Consider the following 17,417-nt stretch of genomic DNA (forward strand, 5'->3'; position numbering starts at 1 on the left):
ATAGAAAGGAATGGATGCAGTATGTCAAAAGCGAGAATGGGAGAACGGTTATTTAAACTCGATGAAGTGATTGATTTTTGTGAACATGAAGGAAAAAAGACGATTTTTTATGAAACTGAACATACGGCTGGTGCAGTATGGTGTTTGAAGCCAGGTCAAAGTGTATTCAATCATTCGCATACAACATCAGATGATCTATGGGTCGTCACTAAGGGTACAGGTACTTTCTTTCCAGGAGGTGGGGAAGAGGTACGTATTTCAAAAGGGGACATGATTGTTTCTTTACCAGGAGAACAACACGGAATGAAAAACACAGGTAAGGAGGACTTTGTATTTATCGGATTAGCAGGTCCGCAACCCATGGATCTCATTTTGCACGATTAATAAAAACCATAGAACGAAAAATCGGCTATATTTTTTACTACAGTAATTTTTTTCTGCGGTAAAAAGCATAGTCGATTTTCTATTTTGGTTTATCTTTTTTCTGTTTTTCCAACTCAGCTTTTTCTTGAATTTTTTGACGAAGCTCTACTAATTCTTTTTCTTTCTGCTCTAATTCTGCTAAGTATTCCTCAATTTCATGCGTTTCTTCAATTGGTTTCGGGCGAATAAAGAAATTTAGTCCGATACCAATAAATGTTCCAATAAACGTGTCGATCACACGAGATAAAGCAAAATAAAATGATTCTCCTTGGGGAATACTTAAAGAGATCAAAAGCAACGTTGCGATTGCTGAGATAATACCCGAATTATTATTCATACCATCAGAAACAACAATGACTACGATCACTAAAAATGGTAATAGAAACAACTCCACTAAAAAATCATTGGAAAAAAGATCCTTCACTAGAAAATAAACGATCGCTAAACCCCCGCCTAAAGTATTACCTAGGATTCTTGACTTCCCAAAAGTAAGGCTCGTCGTTAAATCTTGACGTAACGAAAAAACAGCAGCTAAGGCAGCAATCATGGGTGCCCCACGATCAAATACTTTAAATAAAATAATACACAGCATAACAGCTAAAGCTGTCTTCAATGTGCGCATGCCTAAACGAAAAGGACCGACTTCCATGAACTTTCTCTCCTATAATAAAGATTTAATCATTTTTCTATTTAATCATAACCGAAATAGAGGTAAAATTACTAGTATTAAACAAAAGATTAACTATTTTGTGAGGAGCAATTGAATGAAAATTGGGCTACGGACAATTAAAACTGCAGTGAGTGCGACCTTGTCGATGATCGTTGCAGAAAGTTTAGGGTTGTTATACCCTGCATCTGCGGGAATTATTTCTGTATTAAGTGTGACCAATACGAAAAAAACGTCTTTATTAACTGGGCTTTATCGGTTACTTTCTCTAGCTTTAGCGACAGTGATTGCGTATTTTTGTTTTTCTATTCTAGGATTCAATGCTTTGGCATTTGGCGTTTATTTACTTTTATTTATTCCAGCAGCAGTTTACTTCAAGCTTTCAGATGGGATTGTAGTAAGTTCAGTTTTAGTGACCCAATATTTGGTCGAACAAGACTTATCTTGGTCGATCATTGGTAACGAGTTCTTACTAATGACTATTGGTGTTGGGTTTGCGTTACTCATGAATTTGTATATGCCAGATACTGAAAAACGTTTGAAAGAAGACCAAAAAGTCATTGAAACAATGTTTCGTAAAATACTGAATAACATGGCGGCATATTTGAACGAGCATAATAAAGAAAGAAACTTATTTGAAAAATGTAATGACTTAAAGGCTTTCATCCGAACAGGTGAAAATTGGGCGAAAAACCATGCAGAAAATCAACTGATATCCTCCAATCATTATTATATTGAATACTTCACGATGCGACGCTTACAAAGTAATAGTTTAAAAGACATGCTGCAGATTCTAGAAAACATCACAGTTGAGCCAGAACAAGTCGGAAACATTCAAGAGTTACTGCAGTATACCGCTGAAACCTTTGCTGAAAATAATGACGGACAAGACATCTTGGATAAAATAGCACAAGTATATGAAGTTTACCGAAAAAAAGAACTGCCTAAAACTAGAAAAGAGTTTGAAAATAGAGCGCAGTTATTTCAGCTATTACAAGTATTTCAATCATTTATAGAAATCAAGGCGGAGTTTTCTAAGCATCAAAACGAGGAAAATAACTCTATTTTGTAAGTGTAATTATAAAGTAAATATTAAAGTTTAGTTACGGAATTCAAAATTCCTAGTATTTGTAAAATCAAGGTGCTATACTTTCATCAAGTTAAAAAAAAGACTTTCTTTTAAATCCGTAAAAAATAGAAATTCATAAGTCTCTAAAAAGGTGGAACCAGAATTAATGACTGAAAAATGGCGTGAAGATCAAGAATATATGTCTTATGTGGAAGATTTGTTGGAAACTGAAGAAGTACAGCGTTTAGGCAACTACACGCAACATGTTCACTCAACTCGTTTAGATCATTCAATCAGCGTTTCTTATTATAGTTATAAACTAGCTAAAAAATGGAATGGTGATGCTAGAGCAACAGCACGTGCTGGGCTTTTACATGATTTGTTCTATTACGATTGGCGTACAACAAAGTTCGATGAAGGATCTCATGCTTATATGCATCCGAGAATTGCTGTGAAAAATGCTGAAAAACTAACAGAACTTTCTGATTTAGAACGTGATATCATCATCAAACATATGTGGGGGGCAACTATTGCACCGCCGAAGTATAAAGAGAGCTATATTGTGACGATGGTCGACAAATATTGTGCCGTCAAAGAAGCTTCTGAGCCGATGACGAACTCAGTAAAAGCGAAATGGCGTCAGTATTTCCCTAGAAAGCAATCTGTATAATAAAAAATCGATCGATTTTCTTTTGAGAATCGGTCGATTTTTTTATTGTGTTTTAGCTAGTGTAAAAGCGACTGTGCTTGTTCGTGATCAAGTTTCTTTAAGCGTTTGATCGCCTTGAAATAAGATGCTAACAATACGATTACAGAACCAGCCCAAGCCAGTGGTGATGCCAAAGCTGCACCAACAAAACCTAAAGACGCAGTAAGAATAATTGCAGCAAATGAACGCATGATTAATTCCATGATTCCGGCTAATGTAGGAATAACACTTTGACCAAGCCCTTGCAATGTATAACGAATGATGAACAAGATTGCGAGTAACCAATACATACTTCCATTTACGTTAAAATAAATCTGAGAAAGTCTAAGAACTTCGGTTTCTTTTCCACTGACAAAAAGAGTCACTAGATTTTGGCCGAAAAGAATGACAATACCACCAGCCAAAAGACTGAAACCAATACTCATTACAAGACATTGATTGACCCCTTGTAAAATTCGTTTGTATTTTTTCGCTCCATAGTTCTGTGCTGTAAAGGTTGCCATTGCAATACCAAATGACATCATTGGTTGAGTGGCAAATTGTTCGATTTTTCCAGCAGCAGCTTGAGCCGCAACGACGTCAGTTCCCAAACTATTTAAAGCCGCTTGCAAAATAATCGCGCCGATCGCAATGATTGAAGATTGAAAAGCCATTGGTAACGCAATATTCAAATGAGCTCGGAACTCATGTTTATCAATGGAAAAGTCTTTCTTACGTAATTGAAGATTAGGAATTTTCCAGCGAATGTAAATCACGCACAAAATACTGGAGACGATTTGCGCGGTCACTGTAGCAATCCCAGCACCAGCAACGCCCATATGAAAATTAATAATCAAGATTAGATCTAGTACAACATTGATAATGCTGGCAATGATCAAAAATAAAAGTGGGGTGCGGCTGTCTCCTAACGCACGAATCACATTTGACAATAAATTAAACGCCATCGCAGCAAAGATCCCAATAAAAATGATGGATATGAAAGTTTGAGCATCATCAATAATTTCTTTTGGTGTTTGCATCAGTTGTAGCATAGGACGAACAAACATCATGCTGAGTGCGGTCAAGACGACAGTCACGATACCACTGATAACGATTCCTGTAGCAAAACTTTTTTTAACCCCGCGATAGTCCTGCCCACCAAAACGCTGAGAAGTTAAGATTGAGAGTCCAGCAGTTAATCCTTGCGCAAAACCAATGATTAAAAAGGTAATACTGCCCGTCGCACCAACAGCTGCCAACGCTTCCTTTCCTAAGGTCTGACCAACGATGATCATATCAGCCATATTATAAAACTGTTGGAAAATATTGCCGATCAATAATGGAATTGTAAATAAAAAAATCAGTTTTGCAGGATTGCCATGTGTGAGTTCTTTCAACGAAAACACCCTTTCATTTTTGAGAGAACAATCTATTTAAAAGATTTTCTCTACAGCACAACGAGAAACAATAGCTTACAATTAAAATAGAATAATACCAGAAAAATAATAAAATTTCCTATTTATAGTAGCACAATCTCTTGGTTTTGCAAGTGCTTTAATAAGAGCTGCGTAGGATAGAAAGTTAAATGTTGAAAACCCGATGTTTCCCTCGGCTATTTATTAAAGCATTAGCTATTTCTTGCTCGTTTCTTTATCAAAAAATTGTTATAATTGATCAGCATGGATCGAAGAAATGGTATGATAGAATAGTTGAGGTAATTTAGAGGAGTTGATAAAGTGAAAAGTGAGTTAAAAACACCAATTAATATCGGGCTTTACATAACGAAATGGTTAACGATTTCGTTGCTGATTGGTCTGATAATGGGGGCCTTGTCCGCATTTTTTCTTAAAAGTTTGGACACTGTGACTCAAATTAGACTAGATAATCCATGGCTGTTATTTTTATTACCAGTTAGCGGGGCGATATTTGCTTTTTTATATAGAAAATATGGTGGAAATGCAATTAGAGGGAATAATCTTGTGATCGATCAAGCCAATGGGGAACAAGAAGCTATACCGCTACGCTTGATTCCACTGACTCTATTTGGTACGATCACCACACATTTGTTTGGCGGATCAGTTGGTCGAGAGGGAACAGCCGTACAGATGGGTGGAACGGTAGCTGATGCTGTGGGACGCCTTTTTCGTTTGGATAAAATTGAAAGAGAAATCGTAGTGATCAGCGGAATCAGTGCTGGATTTAGTTCTGTATTTGGTACGCCGTTAGCAGGAACTATTTTTGGGTTAGAAGTCTTAATGCTGGGACGTTTAAGATCAGATGGACTTTTTCCTAGTTTTTTTGCTGCTTTTTTTGCAAATATTGTGACAGAATCTTTTGGTGTGACTCATACCCATTATGGTATGGGACATATTCCAGATTGGTCATTGATGTTGTTTATCAAAATAATCATTGCAGGAATTTGCTTTGGTCTGGTCGGTTGGCTGTTTAGTCGCTCGATCGTATTTCTTAAGAAAGTTTATGCTAATTGGTTTAAAGATGTTGTTTTGCGTAATTTTGTCGGTGGAGCTATTGTGGTGGCAACGATGTTTATTTTGCAGACGCAACGGTATTTAGGTTTGAGTCTGCCCCTTTTAAAAGATGCATTTAATGGAGAAAGTCACTGGTTTGATTTTCTTGGAAAGCTCTTTTTTACAGTGCTGTCATTAGGCGCGGGTTTTCAAGGTGGAGAGGTAACTCCGTTATTTGAAATCGGTGCAACATTAGGCAGTAGTTTGGCCATGATTTTTCATCTATCGGTGCCGTTTTTGGCGGGATTAGGATTTATTGGTGTCTTTTCTGGAGCGACCAATACACCGATTGCTTGTTTTATTATGGGCATTGAGTTATTTGGCAGCGATGCAGCATTGTTTTTCTTTATGATTTGTTTGATCAGTTACATGTGTTCAGGCAACGCAGGGATTTATTCTGCACAAAAGGTAGAAGTCGAAAAAGGGGTATTATTTTTACCCATTTGGACAAACTGGCAAAATAAGAAAAGAAAGTAACAGACTGTAGAACAATTTTAGTAGCCTGTGATAAACTAGATAGTGAGGTGAAGGCATGAAAGATTATCAATATCCCTTAGATTTAGATTGGACGACGGATGAAATGGTGATTGTTACCAATATGTGGTCAGCGGTGGAGGAAGCAAATGAATCAGGGATCGACACTAGCGTCTTTTTAAATAAATACAAACAATTTAAAACAGTAGTGAAAAGTATCGGGGAAGAAAAATGCTTAGGGAATGAGTTTCAAAAAGCATCTGGCTATTCTTTATATCGAACGGTTCAGCAAGCAAAAAAACAAGATTCTGGTCGACTAAAACTAGGAGCTGATTAAAATGACAACTGAAAAAATGATCATTGAAATCAAAGAGTGGTTAAAAGAGGCTGCTGGATATATAAAAGTAAGCTTCACTAATGAAATTGAAATATCACAAAAATCTAACAGAAAAGATCTAGTTACAAATATCGATGAAGAAATTCAGACTTTTTTTATCAATAAAATCAACGAGCATTATCCAGGTGATCGGATTTTGGCTGAGGAAAAAGGGTTTAATACAATTGATTCTCTTACTGGTCGTGTTTGGATCATTGATCCAATCGATGGTACGATGAATTTTGTGATGGAGCAGGAAAATTTTTGTATCATGATGGCTGTTTTTGAAGAAGGTGTTGGGCAACTCGGCTTTATCTATGATGTGATGAAAGATGAATTATATTGGGGCGGTAAAAATCTAGGGGTATTTTTAAATGATCAGAAATTGAAGGCTCCCAAAAATTCACCTTTATCTGAAGGATTACTTGGAATGAATGCCTATATGTATGGCGAAAATCTCTATTGTGCCAAAGAAATCGGACATGCAAGTATGGGAGTCAGAGTTAGCGGCTGTGCAGGTATTGAATTGATTGCAATGCTTAAAGGAAATCATATCGGTTATGTTTCTAATTTAAGTCCTTGGGATTACGCTGCAGGCTTAGTTTTGATAGAAGAATTTGGATTTAAGTATTCGAATATCGATGGAAGTCCATTAAGCTTTGCTAAACGAGAGTATTTCTTAGCAGCAACAGCAAAAGCCTATGAAGAAATACAAAAAACATATATTTTTGAGTTAGAGTAAAGCGAATATAAGTAGGAAAAAATAGCAGAGGTTACAGGAAGTAGTTGATTTTCCGGGTCAATTATGGTATTTTTCAAAAATATAGCAATTAAATATGAAATTTTCATAATATTTGCATGCTTTAGACTATATTTCATGAAAAAAGTTTGCTATAATAAAAAGTCGGATTTAATGGACAAGTGACGTAAGGCAAAAGGATAAGGAGCAATTACATTGAAATACAGAGAAGATATTAGAAACGTGGCAATCATCGCCCACGTCGATCATGGTAAAACAACATTAGTAGATGAACTTTTAAAACAATCAGATACTTTAGATGGACACACACAATTACAAGAACGTGCAATGGACTCAAATGCTATTGAAAGCGAACGTGGAATCACGATTTTAGCTAAAAATACTGCAGTAGATTACAAAGGCACTCGCATCAACATTTTAGATACACCTGGACATGCGGACTTCGGTGGTGAAGTTGAGCGTATCATGAAAATGGTTGATGGCGTAGTTTTAGTTGTTGATGCTTACGAAGGAACGATGCCTCAAACACGTTTCGTATTGAAAAAAGCATTGGAACAAAAAGTAACGCCAATCGTTGTTGTAAATAAAATTGATAAACCTTCAGCGCGTCCTGAACACGTTGTGGATGAAGTCTTAGAATTATTTATCGAATTAGGTGCGGATGATGAACAATTGGACTTCCCAGTTATTTATGCATCAGCTTTAAACGGAACTTCAAGCGATTCTGATAATCCAGAAGACCAAGAACCAACTATGGCACCGATCTTTGATCAAATCATTGAGCATGTACCAGCACCAGTTGATAACTCAGATGAGCCTTTACAATTCCAAGTATCATTATTAGACTACAATGATTACGTTGGACGTATTGGTATCGGCCGTGTGTTCCGTGGAACAATGAAAGTTGGCGACCAAGTTGCCTTAATGAAATTAGATGGCAGCGTGAAGAACTTCCGTGTAACAAAAATCTTTGGTTTCTTCGGCTTACAACGTGTTGAAATCAACGAAGCCAAAGCTGGTGATTTAATTGCCGTTTCTGGTATGGAAGATATTTTCGTTGGTGAAACAGTTGCTGCAGTAACAACTCAAGAAGCTTTGCCAATCTTACACATCGATGAACCAACATTGCAAATGACATTCTTAGTAAACAACTCTCCATTTGCCGGTCGTGAAGGTAAATACGTTACTTCTCGTAAAATTGAAGAACGTTTAATGGCAGAATTACAAACAGATGTATCTTTACGTGTAGAACCAATTGGTCCTGATTCTTGGACAGTTTCTGGTCGTGGCGAATTGCATTTATCAATCTTGATTGAAAATATGCGTCGTGAAGGCTATGAATTACAAGTATCTCGTCCTGAAGTTATCGAACGTGAAATTGAAGGCGTAAAATGCGAACCGTTTGAACGTGTTCAAATCGATACTCCAGAAGAATATATGGGTAGTGTTATCGAATCATTAAGCCTACGTAAAGGTGAAATGCAAGACATGATCCATACTGGTAATGGTCAAATCCGTTTGATCTTCTTAGCGCCAGCTCGTGGCTTGATTGGTTATACAACTGAATTCTTATCAATGACTCGTGGATATGGAATTATGCACCATACATTTGATCAATACCTACCAATGATTCAAGGAACAATCGGCGGACGTCATCAAGGTGCTTTAGTTTCAATCGATACTGGTAAAGCAACAACATACAGTATTATGAGTATTGAAGAACGTGGAACTGTCTTTGTAGAACCTACAACTGACGTTTATGAAGGTATGATCATCGGTGAAAACAACCGTGATAATGACTTAACTGTAAATATCACAAGAGCTAAACAAATGACTAACGTGCGTTCTGCAAATAAAGACCAAACTTCAGTCATCAAAAAAGCGAAAATTCTTACTTTAGAAGAATCTTTAGAATTCTTGAATGAAGATGAATATTGTGAAGTAACACCAGAAAGCATTCGTTTGAGAAAACAAATCTTGAACAAAAACGAGCGTGAAAAAGCAAGTAAAAAGAAAAAATAGCTAAATGCTTTAGCTTAACTCTTAATAAAAGCTAGACTGATGAAACAAAACGTTAAATGTTTTGTTTCATCTTTTTTTGTGGATAACTTTTAATGAATACGTTGGAAAAATACGTAGCTTAATATAGAAACCTTGATAAATAAAGGTTTTAGTTTTTAGCGAAAATGAAGCAATGTTTCACGCGTGGAAAATTGTTTCACAGCAGGAAGAATCCTTCCTTGAATTACACTATAACGAATGCTAAAATAACAACGAGATACAAGGAACGGAGAGAATTTCATGATTGACATCAAAGACTTACTAAAAGAAAAATTTGGATACGACGAATTTCGTCAAGGACAAGAAGAAATCATCAATCATGTGTTACATAAAGAAAATGTGTTAGGGATCATGCCAACAGGCGGGGGTAAGTCGATTTGTTATCAATTGCCAGCACTTATGTTGGAGAATTTGACATTAGTTATTTCGCCGTTGATTTCTTTAATGAAAGACCAAGTTGATGCAATGAATATGATGGGGATTCCAGCGACCTTCATTAATAGTACGATTTCACAACAAGAGATGAATAAGCGTGTTCAGATGGCTGTTAATCGCGAAGTGAAGCTTCTTTATGTCGCGCCTGAACGTTTAGAATCTTTTGACTTTCAGCAATTATTGCTGCATGTTCCAATTGATTTATTAGCGGTGGATGAAGCGCACTGTATTTCTCAGTGGGGACATGATTTTCGCCCAAGTTATTTACGCTTAGCTGAAATTATCGAACAATTTCAACAGCAACCAGCAGTTATTGCTTTGACCGCTACAGCAACACCACAGGTAGCAGAAGATATCCTCAAACAACTGCATATTCCAAAAGATAATCAGGTACAAACTGGTTTTGCTCGTGAGAATCTTTCATTTCAAGTAGTTAAGGACCAGAATAGAGATGTGTTTCTTCTAGAATATTTGAAGTTGAATCAAGGACAATCTGGTATCGTTTATGCAAGTACTCGAAAAGAAGTTGAAAGAATCTATCACTTACTACAAAGTAAAAAAATCACTGTTGGCATGTACCATGGCGGTATGAACGAAAAAGAGCGTAATCATAACCAAGAACAGTTTTTATTTGATAAGTTACAAGTGATGGTTGCAACCAATGCGTTTGGTATGGGGATCAATAAAAGTAATGTCCGTTTTGTTATCCATGCGCAAATCCCTGGAAATATCGAATCTTATTACCAAGAAGCTGGACGCGCCGGCCGTGACGGGCTTCCAAGTGATGCAGTTTTACTTTATGCTCCGCAAGATCTGCAAATTCAGCAATTCTTTATTGATCAATCAGAAATGACGATCGATTATAAACAGAAGGAATATATGAAATTAAGAGAAATGTCGCAATATGCGAATGCTCAAATGTGTCTGCAGAAATTTATTTTACGCTATTTTGGAGAGAAAGGCTCTGACTGTGGCCGCTGTTCTAATTGTTTAGATGAGCGGGAATTAGTAGATATCACAGTGGATGTTCAAAAAGTTCTATCATGTGTGAAGCGGATGGGTGAAAAATTTGGTAAGGGTTTGGTAGGAAAAGTACTAACTGGTTCTAAAGACCAAAAAATCGATCAATGGCATTTTGATCGATTGCCTACCTATGGGTTAATGAAAGATCGAACGCAAAAAGAAGTCAAACAATTGATCGACTATCTAACAGCAGAAAGATATTTAAATCCCTCAGACGGGCAATATCCATTGCTATCTGTTTCACCAACTGGAGTGGAAGTGCTATTAGGACAGAAAACTGTATTTAGAAAAGAAGATCAGCGGGTACGTAAAGTGGTTGTAAATGATGGGCTCTTTGAAACATTAAGAGAACTACGGATGGATTTAGCGCAAGAAGCTGGCGTGCCGCCATATTTGATTTTCTCGGATAGTACGTTAAAAGAAATGTGTGAGAAGCTACCTAAAAATTCGATCCAGTTACTACAAGTAAAAGGTGTAGGGCAAAATAAATTAGATAAATACGGAGAAAAATTCTTAGCAGCAATCGAAACATTTAAAGAAACGGAAGAAAAAGATGTTAGTACTCAGTAGATGTTTAAAACAGATTAGAGGCCTAAACAAAACTGATTTTTAGTTTTGTTTAGGCCTCTAAATCGAAATAAAAGCTTTTGTCTTATTTCATCGGTAGCTGTTATTTAGGATAAACAGCAAAGCGTTCATCTTTTAATGGAATAATTCGAATCGGTTCGGCGTAAAAATCGGCGAACTTTTCTTCATTAAATAATTCTGATTGTGTTCCTTTGGCAAAGATTTGACCATCTTTTAATAGCATCAAGTGGTTAAAGCATGGCAGAATTTCCTCTGTATGATGTGTAACATAAATTAGTGTAGGGTGATTTTCTTGTTCAGCGATCTGCTGGATTTGAGATAAGAGTTTTTCTCTAGCAAATAAATCTAAGCCATTACAAGGTTCATCTAGAATCAATAACTCTGGGTTAGTCATTAAGGCTCTAGAAATCAAAACTAATTGACGTTCTCCTTGAGACAAAACTTCGTATTTTTTCCCGATAAGTGATTCACCGCCAGCATTTCTCAAAATAGCTTTTGCTTGCTCCAATTCTTCCTCAGCATAGTTCTGGTAAATACCGATACTGGCGAATTTGCCAGATAGAACAATTTTCTCTGCTGTTTCCCAATTTTTCATCCGATACTGCAAGGCAGTGCTGACCCAACCGATTCGTCGCTGCAGCTCTGGTATTGAGGCCTGACCAAATACTTGATCTAAAACCACCAAGCGTCCTTGTGTTGGCCACAAATATCCGCAGATTAATTGCAAAAGCAATGTTTTACCAGCGCCGTTCAATCCAAGGATGGCCCAATTTTCATCTGTTTCGACCGACCAATTTACGTTATTTAACAATGTCTTTTTATCCCGAATAAATGAGACATCTTTAAATTCGAAAGCTTTCATACTAACTCCTCCTTTCCTTTATTTTACCACTAAGAATTAAGAATAGAATAGTAGGAATTGAAAAAAATTGAAAGAAGAAAACACTGTCAAGAAAATTTCATTGACAAAGCTTTCAAACCCTTGTATAATTGCTTTTGTTGCGTTATGAGGTGATGAATATGAAATGGTCTTTACTAGAACTAAACAAATACAAAGACAAACCCTGTGAATTTTCAGAGACACTTGATTTAAAAGCGTCCTTGATGAAAAGAGATAATCTGATTCTAGATGTTAGTCCTGTCAAAGCAACCGGGATACTAGCTGTTGGAAAAGAAGAGTACTTGCTTCACTATAAAATCGATGTTATTGTAACAGTTCCATCTTCACGTTCTTTAACACCTGTTCCTCTTACACTTGCGATCGATGTTGACGAGGTATTTATGACTCCTGAACAGTATCAGCAAAGAGACGAACGTTTGGCAGATGAAGAAATCATTTTGTTGGAAAAACCAACAATTGATTTAGATGAGTCAGTCGAGGATAACATTCTTTTGTCTATTCCAATTCAAGTACTATCAGAAGAAGAGCTAACAAGTCAAGATATGCCAAGCGGTAATGATTGGGAAGTTTTATCTGAAGAAGACTATGCTCAGAAAAGACAAGAAGAAGCACAACAAACAATGGATCCTCGTCTTGCTAAACTATCTGAATTATTCAGTGAATCAACTGATGAAGATGATAATTAGTAAGATTGGAATATATCGTGCATTTTTATGCACACATCTTTACAAGGAGGTGGAACACCAATGGCAGTACCAGCTAGAAGAACTTCAAAAGCTAAAAAAGGCAAACGTCGTACTCACTACAAATTAACAATCAAAGGTTTGAATGCATGTTCAAACTGTGGTGAAATGAGAAAAAGCCATCACGTATGTCCAGCATGTGGTCATTACGATGGAAAAGATGTTGTCTCTAAAGAAGCATAAAACATTTTTTTGAAAATGTTAAAATCCCCTAGGCTAACCATGGAGCCTAGGGGATTTATTTTTGAATCACACTAACTGATTGACCGACAATTCTGTGTGATTGTCCAATTTATAAAAAATAAACAAGAATAAATCAAATTAATCGAACTATTTTGTTTTCATATAAAGCATTCTACGTTATAATGATGTAGATTATAAGAAAATTCTAATGAATTTCTTTTCAAAGATAGTGGGAGGATACAAGATGACAAAACAACAATTTGGCGTAGTCGGAATGGCCGTAATGGGAAAAAATTTAGCCTTAAATATCGAAAGTAGAGGATACTCAGTTGCTCTATTTAATCGTACAGGTTCAAAGACGACGGATGTCGTTGAAGAACATCCAGATAAAAATTTTAAAGCGACTTACACAATTGAAGAGTTTGTAGACTCTATTGAACAACCGCGACGTATTATGTTGATGGTTCAAGCTGGTTTTGCAACGGATGCAACCATTCAAGAGTTATTGCCTCATTTAGATAAAGGAGATATTCTGATCGATGGTGGGAATACATTCTTTAAAGATACGATTCGTAGAAATGAAGAATTAGCTAATTCAGGAATCAATTTTATAGGAACCGGTGTTTCAGGTGGTGAAGAGGGCGCATTAAAGGGACCTTCTATCATGCCAGGTGGTCAAAAAGAAGCCTATGAACTGGTTGCACCAATTTTAGAAAAAATTTCAGCAAAAGCTGAAGACGGTGAACCATGTGTTACCTACATTGGTCCGAACGGCGCTGGTCATTATGTTAAGATGGTGCACAATGGGATTGAATATGGTGATATGCAATTGATTGCTGAGTCATATGATTTAATGAAAAATATTTTAGGCGTTTCAGTTGATGAAATGGCTGAGATATTCAAAGAATGGAATAAAGGCGAACTTGATAGCTATCTTGTTGAAATAACTGCAGATATCTTGACACGCAAAGATGATGAAGGAACAGGACAACCAATTGTTGATGTCATCTTAGATGCCGCTGGAAATAAAGGAACTGGTAAATGGACGAGTCAGAGTGCTTTGGACTTAGGTGTTCCACTACCGTTGATCACTGAATCTGTTTTTGCTCGTTTCATTTCAGCATACAAAGATGAACGTGTGAAAGCAAGTAAAGTCTTAGCTAAACCTGAAGCACCTGCTTATGAAGGAGATAAAGAAGAACTGATCGAAAAAATCCGTGAAGCTCTTTATTTTAGTAAAATCATGAGTTACGCACAAGGGTTTGCTCAATTACGTGTAGCGTCAGAAGATTATGAGTGGGACTTACCATTTGGTGAAATCGCTAAAATCTGGCGTGCAGGTTGTATCATTCGCGCTCAATTTTTACAAAAGATTACAGATGCGTATGATAAAAATCCAACAATCGAAAACTTGTTATTAGATGAATACTTCATCGATATTACAAAAAAATATCAACAATCCGTTCGTGATGTTGTGTCAATTGCTGTTCAAGCAGGGGTTCCAGTTCCAACTTTTGCTTCCGCTATTGCATATTACGATTCTTATCGCTCTGAACGTTTGCCTGCGAATATTATTCAGGCACAAAGAGATTACTTTGGTGCTCATACGTATCAACGTACAGATAAAGAAGGTACTTACCACTATAGTTGGTATAACGAAGAATAAAAAGTTGGAAAACCATGGGACTCAAAGATTTCTCATGGTTTTCTCTCTGTTGTATGAAAAAATAGGTTGTTACTAGCTTTTTAAAGTAAAAGTAGGTATAATGGGTAGGCTTTAAGATAGCTTTTAAAGAGAAAGGACAAATAACCAATGAGTAATATTCTAATTATTGAAGATGAAAAGAACTTAGCACGTTTTGTAGAATTGGAGCTGAAACACGAGGGCTACACTACGGAGGTTCACTACAATGGACGTACTGGTTTAGAAGCGGCTTTAAATAATGATTGGGATGCTATCCTTTTAGATTTAATGTTGCCTGAATTAAACGGGCTTGAAGTTTGTCGACGTGTGCGTCAAGTGAAAAATACACCAATTATCATGATGACTGCTAGAGATTCAGTGATTGATCGTGTGTCAGGATTAGATCATGGAGCGGACGATTATATTGTGAAACCATTCGCTATTGAAGAGTTACTAGCACGTTTACGCGCTTTACTTCGCCGAATCGATATTGAAGGTGACAAGAACGTAGCTAAGCAAACAACGATTACTTATCGTGATTTAACGATCGAAAAAGAAAATCGTGTTGTTCGTCGTAATTCTGAGATGATTGAATTAACAAAACGTGAATATGAATTATTATTAACTTTGATGGAAAATGTAAATGTTGTATTAGCTCGTGATGTACTATTAAATAAAGTATGGGGTTATGAAACAGAAGTAGAGACTAATGTTGTTGATGTTTATATCCGATACTTGCGTAATAAAATCGATGTTCCAGGCGATGAAAGCTATATTCAAACTGTCCGTGGAACTGGTTATGTGATGCGCTCGTGAAAACAATGAAAATGCAAAAAGTAGCAAAAAAAGAACTGAAGGGGCCTTCTTTGACAATAAAGTGGGCTTCTGCAAGTTCTTTCTTCATATTTGTGGTATTTACAATATTCGCGGTGATTACATATAAATCTTCTGTCAGTCTTATTGTAGAAAAAGAGCGCGAAAATGTAGAAAGGACAGTTGCAGAAGTCGGTAATCGTTTAGCCAATGCAGAAGAAAACTTAACAGTCTCTGATGTATATGAAAAATTAAAAACGCCAAGTGTGGATGAAGAAGATTTGAATAGTAAGAAAGTCTCTGTAGAAGGCTCTTTGATGGAAATGGATAGTATGTTGTCTGAATTAGGTCAACCATCGCTTTTTCTATCAGTGTATGATGAGAAAGGAACCTTGCTATTTGAGACCCAAAAAGTACAAAGTAGATTATTAAAAAATGAAAAACAAGCAGCTGAAATCAAAACATTAGATGATAAAACAGGTTTTTTGATTGTTCAACCGGTATATTCAAAAGAGAATAGGCAGCAGGTTGGCTACATACAGGCTTTTTATGAGTTATCATCCTTTTATGATATTAGAAACCGTCTACTGCTTACGTTAATCATCTTAGAAATAATTTCATTGATTTTAAGTAGTATATTAGGATTCATTTTATCTTCATACTTTTTGAAGCCTTTGAAAGTTTTAAGAGATACAATGGACACAATCAGAAAAGACCCTCAATCAGATATCCATATGCCAGATATTCATTCTAATGATGAATTAGCTGATCTTGCAGAAATTTTTAATGAAATGCTGGATCGGATGAGGCGTTATATTGAACAACAAGAACAATTCGTGGAAGATGTCTCACATGAGTTGCGAACACCAGTTGCAATCATTGAAGGACACTTAAATTTGTTGAACCGCTGGGGGAAAGAGGATCCAGAAGTTTTAGATGAATCACTAGAAGCGAGTCTTCAAGAAATTGTTCGAATGAAGAGCCTTGTTCAAGAAATGCTAGATCTTTCTCGAGCAGAACAAGTTGATGTCCAATATTCTAATCACACATCAAATGCGAAGCAAGTAGTTTACCAAGTGTTTAATAATTTCAAAATTTTATATCCTGATTTTGTTATTACCTTAGATGATGATCTGCTTCATGAGATAACCCTAGGAATTTACCGAAATCACTTTGAGCAACTATTGATTATTATATTAGATAATGCAGTTAAGTATTCAACCACACGTAAAGAGGTCCACATTTCTATTTCTAAAACACTGAGTGAATTTGAAATAGCTATTCAAGATTTTGGCGAGGGAATACCAGAGGAAGATTTGGATAAAATTTTCAATCGTTTTTATCGAGTGGATAAAGCGCGCGCACGTAATAAGGGTGGAAATGGATTAGGTTTATCAATTGCTAAACAATTAGTAGAAAACTATAAAGGAAGAATAGATGCAGAAAGTGTTGTTCATCAAGGGACGATATTCAGAATTTATATTCCAATAGTAGATAAAAGTAAAGCAGGAAAGTAGGAGAGTAAATCTCCTGCTTTTTTTTCGCGATATTTACCCGAATATTTGTGCTCTAAACTAATAAATAGCACTAGAAAAAACGAATGCTCAGATGAACTTCAGATGGTTTGTTCGTCAAAAGAAAAAAGAATCAAAAATGACCATTTTCTAGTTGCTTTTTACGAAAAGTATTGTTATATTAATACATGTTCTGATTGATTAATCGTTAACAGAAAAATTAAATTTTCCTCTTGACGAATGAAAGACAATCATGATAGAATAACAAAGTTGTTAATTCAAAACAGCTTGAACTTGTTGAAAAATAAGAAAAAAAGTTGTTGACAAATAACAAAGAACTTGATAAACTAATGAAGTTGTCACGAAAGAAACGACAACGCCTAGCAGAAAAAACTTTTGAAACTTTTGAAAAAAAGTGTTGACATCAAATCGAAGATTTGGTATGATATAAAAGTTGCTGCGAGGTAACACAGTAGACCTTTGAAAA

At 36.2% G+C, this 17,417-nt stretch carries 16 protein-coding genes; 13 read left to right on the forward strand and 3 right to left on the reverse strand.

Going from position 1 to position 17,417, the window contains the following annotated elements:
* The first annotated feature begins 21 nt into the window (after window positions 1-21).
* Window positions 22-384, forward strand: coding sequence for a cupin domain-containing protein (locus JZO69_RS03050; protein WP_207111438.1), 363 nt, complete (start codon window positions 22-24; stop codon window positions 382-384).
* A 79-nt stretch (window positions 385-463) separates the two neighbouring features.
* Here JZO69_RS03050 and JZO69_RS03055 read toward each other — a convergent pair whose 3' ends face one another.
* Window positions 464-1,072: an FUSC family protein gene (locus tag JZO69_RS03055; RefSeq protein WP_207111439.1), complete on the reverse strand. Its 609-nt coding sequence runs from the start codon at window positions 1,070-1,072 to the stop codon at window positions 464-466.
* Between the two features lie 115 nt (window positions 1,073-1,187).
* Between JZO69_RS03055 and JZO69_RS03060 the strand changes: the two genes are divergently transcribed.
* Together JZO69_RS03060 and JZO69_RS03065 are read left to right on the forward strand one after the other, a co-directional pair.
* Window positions 1,188-2,162: an aromatic acid exporter family protein gene (locus tag JZO69_RS03060; RefSeq protein WP_207111440.1), complete on the forward strand. Its 975-nt coding sequence runs from the start codon at window positions 1,188-1,190 to the stop codon at window positions 2,160-2,162.
* A gap of 163 nt (window positions 2,163-2,325) precedes the next feature.
* Window positions 2,326-2,829 carry an HD domain-containing protein gene (locus JZO69_RS03065; protein WP_010771925.1) on the forward strand — a complete coding sequence of 168 codons (504 nt, stop codon included), beginning with the start codon at window positions 2,326-2,328 and terminating at the stop codon, window positions 2,827-2,829.
* Window positions 2,830-2,885: 56 nt separating this feature from the next.
* Here JZO69_RS03065 and JZO69_RS03070 read toward each other — a convergent pair whose 3' ends face one another.
* Window positions 2,886-4,244 carry an MATE family efflux transporter gene (locus JZO69_RS03070; protein WP_207111441.1) on the reverse strand — a complete coding sequence of 453 codons (1,359 nt, stop codon included), beginning with the start codon at window positions 4,242-4,244 and terminating at the stop codon, window positions 2,886-2,888.
* Window positions 4,245-4,583: 339 nt separating this feature from the next.
* Between JZO69_RS03070 and JZO69_RS03075 the strand changes: the two genes are divergently transcribed.
* The 5 genes from JZO69_RS03075 (at window position 4,584) to recQ (ending at window position 11,074) form a co-directional block, all read left to right on the forward strand.
* The gene (locus tag JZO69_RS03075; protein ID WP_207111442.1) at window positions 4,584-5,852 is read left to right on the forward strand and encodes a chloride channel protein; all 1,269 of its coding nucleotides are present in this window, start codon (window positions 4,584-4,586) and stop codon (window positions 5,850-5,852) included.
* A gap of 55 nt (window positions 5,853-5,907) precedes the next feature.
* A complete protein-coding gene (locus JZO69_RS03080; protein ID WP_207111443.1) occupies window positions 5,908-6,186 on the forward strand; it encodes a UPF0223 family protein in 279 nt (92 codons plus the stop codon).
* A 1-nt stretch (window position 6,187) separates the two neighbouring features.
* Window positions 6,188-6,967 carry an inositol monophosphatase family protein gene (locus JZO69_RS03085; protein WP_207111444.1) on the forward strand — a complete coding sequence of 260 codons (780 nt, stop codon included), beginning with the start codon at window positions 6,188-6,190 and terminating at the stop codon, window positions 6,965-6,967.
* 213 nt (window positions 6,968-7,180) lie between these two features.
* Window positions 7,181-9,007, forward strand: a complete 1,827-nt coding sequence (typA, locus tag JZO69_RS03090) for a translational GTPase TypA (protein ID WP_207111445.1) — start codon at window positions 7,181-7,183, stop codon at window positions 9,005-9,007.
* Window positions 9,008-9,286: 279 nt separating this feature from the next.
* Complete coding sequence (gene recQ, locus JZO69_RS03095) at window positions 9,287-11,074, forward strand: DNA helicase RecQ (RefSeq protein WP_207111446.1); 1,788 nt, start codon at window positions 9,287-9,289, stop codon at window positions 11,072-11,074.
* Between the two features lie 100 nt (window positions 11,075-11,174).
* On the opposite strand, the gene JZO69_RS03100 is transcribed toward recQ, so the two are convergent.
* Window positions 11,175-11,954, reverse strand: coding sequence for an ABC transporter ATP-binding protein (locus JZO69_RS03100; protein ID WP_207111447.1), 780 nt, complete (start codon window positions 11,952-11,954; stop codon window positions 11,175-11,177).
* 158 nt (window positions 11,955-12,112) lie between these two features.
* Here JZO69_RS03100 and JZO69_RS03105 point away from each other — a divergent pair, with 158 nt between their 5' ends.
* From JZO69_RS03105 to JZO69_RS03125, 5 genes are all read left to right on the forward strand, one after another.
* On the forward strand, window positions 12,113-12,679 hold the full coding sequence (locus tag JZO69_RS03105; protein ID WP_207111448.1) for a YceD family protein: 567 nt from the start codon (window positions 12,113-12,115) through the stop codon (window positions 12,677-12,679).
* Window positions 12,680-12,739: 60 nt separating this feature from the next.
* Complete coding sequence (gene rpmF, locus JZO69_RS03110; RefSeq protein WP_069634653.1) at window positions 12,740-12,919, forward strand: 50S ribosomal protein L32; 180 nt, start codon at window positions 12,740-12,742, stop codon at window positions 12,917-12,919.
* Between the two features lie 244 nt (window positions 12,920-13,163).
* Window positions 13,164-14,585 (forward strand): NADP-dependent phosphogluconate dehydrogenase, encoded by a 1,422-nt coding sequence (gene gndA / locus JZO69_RS03115; protein WP_207111449.1) that lies wholly within the window; start codon window positions 13,164-13,166, stop codon window positions 14,583-14,585.
* 147 nt (window positions 14,586-14,732) lie between these two features.
* Window positions 14,733-15,419, forward strand: a complete 687-nt coding sequence (locus JZO69_RS03120) for a response regulator transcription factor (protein WP_207111450.1) — start codon at window positions 14,733-14,735, stop codon at window positions 15,417-15,419.
* Between the two features lie 11 nt (window positions 15,420-15,430).
* Window positions 15,431-16,933: a HAMP domain-containing sensor histidine kinase gene (locus JZO69_RS03125; protein WP_207111452.1), complete on the forward strand. Its 1,503-nt coding sequence runs from the start codon at window positions 15,431-15,433 to the stop codon at window positions 16,931-16,933.
* The last annotated feature ends 484 nt before the right edge of the window (window positions 16,934-17,417 follow it).

The sequence above is a fragment of the Candidatus Enterococcus ikei genome (genome assembly GCF_017316105.1).
GTDB classification, from domain to species: domain Bacteria; phylum Bacillota; class Bacilli; order Lactobacillales; family Enterococcaceae; genus Enterococcus_L; species Enterococcus_L ikei.

Excerpts from the sequence above, each read along its gene's own strand:
- JZO69_RS03050 (WP_207111438.1), top strand. The coding sequence starts at position 22 with ATGTCAAAAGCGAGAATGGGAGAACGGTTATTTAAACTCGATGAAGTG.
- JZO69_RS03055 (WP_207111439.1), bottom strand. The coding sequence starts at position 1,072 with ATGGAAGTCGGTCCTTTTCGTTTAGGCATGCGCACATTGAAGACAGCT.
- JZO69_RS03060 (WP_207111440.1), top strand. The coding sequence starts at position 1,188 with ATGAAAATTGGGCTACGGACAATTAAAACTGCAGTGAGTGCGACCTTG.
- JZO69_RS03065 (WP_010771925.1), top strand. The coding sequence starts at position 2,326 with ATGACTGAAAAATGGCGTGAAGATCAAGAATATATGTCTTATGTGGAA.
- JZO69_RS03080 (WP_207111443.1), top strand. The coding sequence starts at position 5,908 with ATGAAAGATTATCAATATCCCTTAGATTTAGATTGGACGACGGATGAA.
- JZO69_RS03085 (WP_207111444.1), top strand. The coding sequence starts at position 6,188 with ATGACAACTGAAAAAATGATCATTGAAATCAAAGAGTGGTTAAAAGAG.
- recQ (WP_207111446.1), top strand. The coding sequence starts at position 9,287 with ATGATTGACATCAAAGACTTACTAAAAGAAAAATTTGGATACGACGAA.
- JZO69_RS03100 (WP_207111447.1), bottom strand. The coding sequence starts at position 11,954 with ATGAAAGCTTTCGAATTTAAAGATGTCTCATTTATTCGGGATAAAAAG.
- JZO69_RS03105 (WP_207111448.1), top strand. The coding sequence starts at position 12,113 with ATGAAATGGTCTTTACTAGAACTAAACAAATACAAAGACAAACCCTGT.
- rpmF (WP_069634653.1), top strand. The coding sequence starts at position 12,740 with ATGGCAGTACCAGCTAGAAGAACTTCAAAAGCTAAAAAAGGCAAACGT.
- gndA (WP_207111449.1), top strand. The coding sequence starts at position 13,164 with ATGACAAAACAACAATTTGGCGTAGTCGGAATGGCCGTAATGGGAAAA.
- JZO69_RS03120 (WP_207111450.1), top strand. The coding sequence starts at position 14,733 with ATGAGTAATATTCTAATTATTGAAGATGAAAAGAACTTAGCACGTTTT.
- JZO69_RS03125 (WP_207111452.1), top strand. The coding sequence starts at position 15,431 with ATGCAAAAAGTAGCAAAAAAAGAACTGAAGGGGCCTTCTTTGACAATA.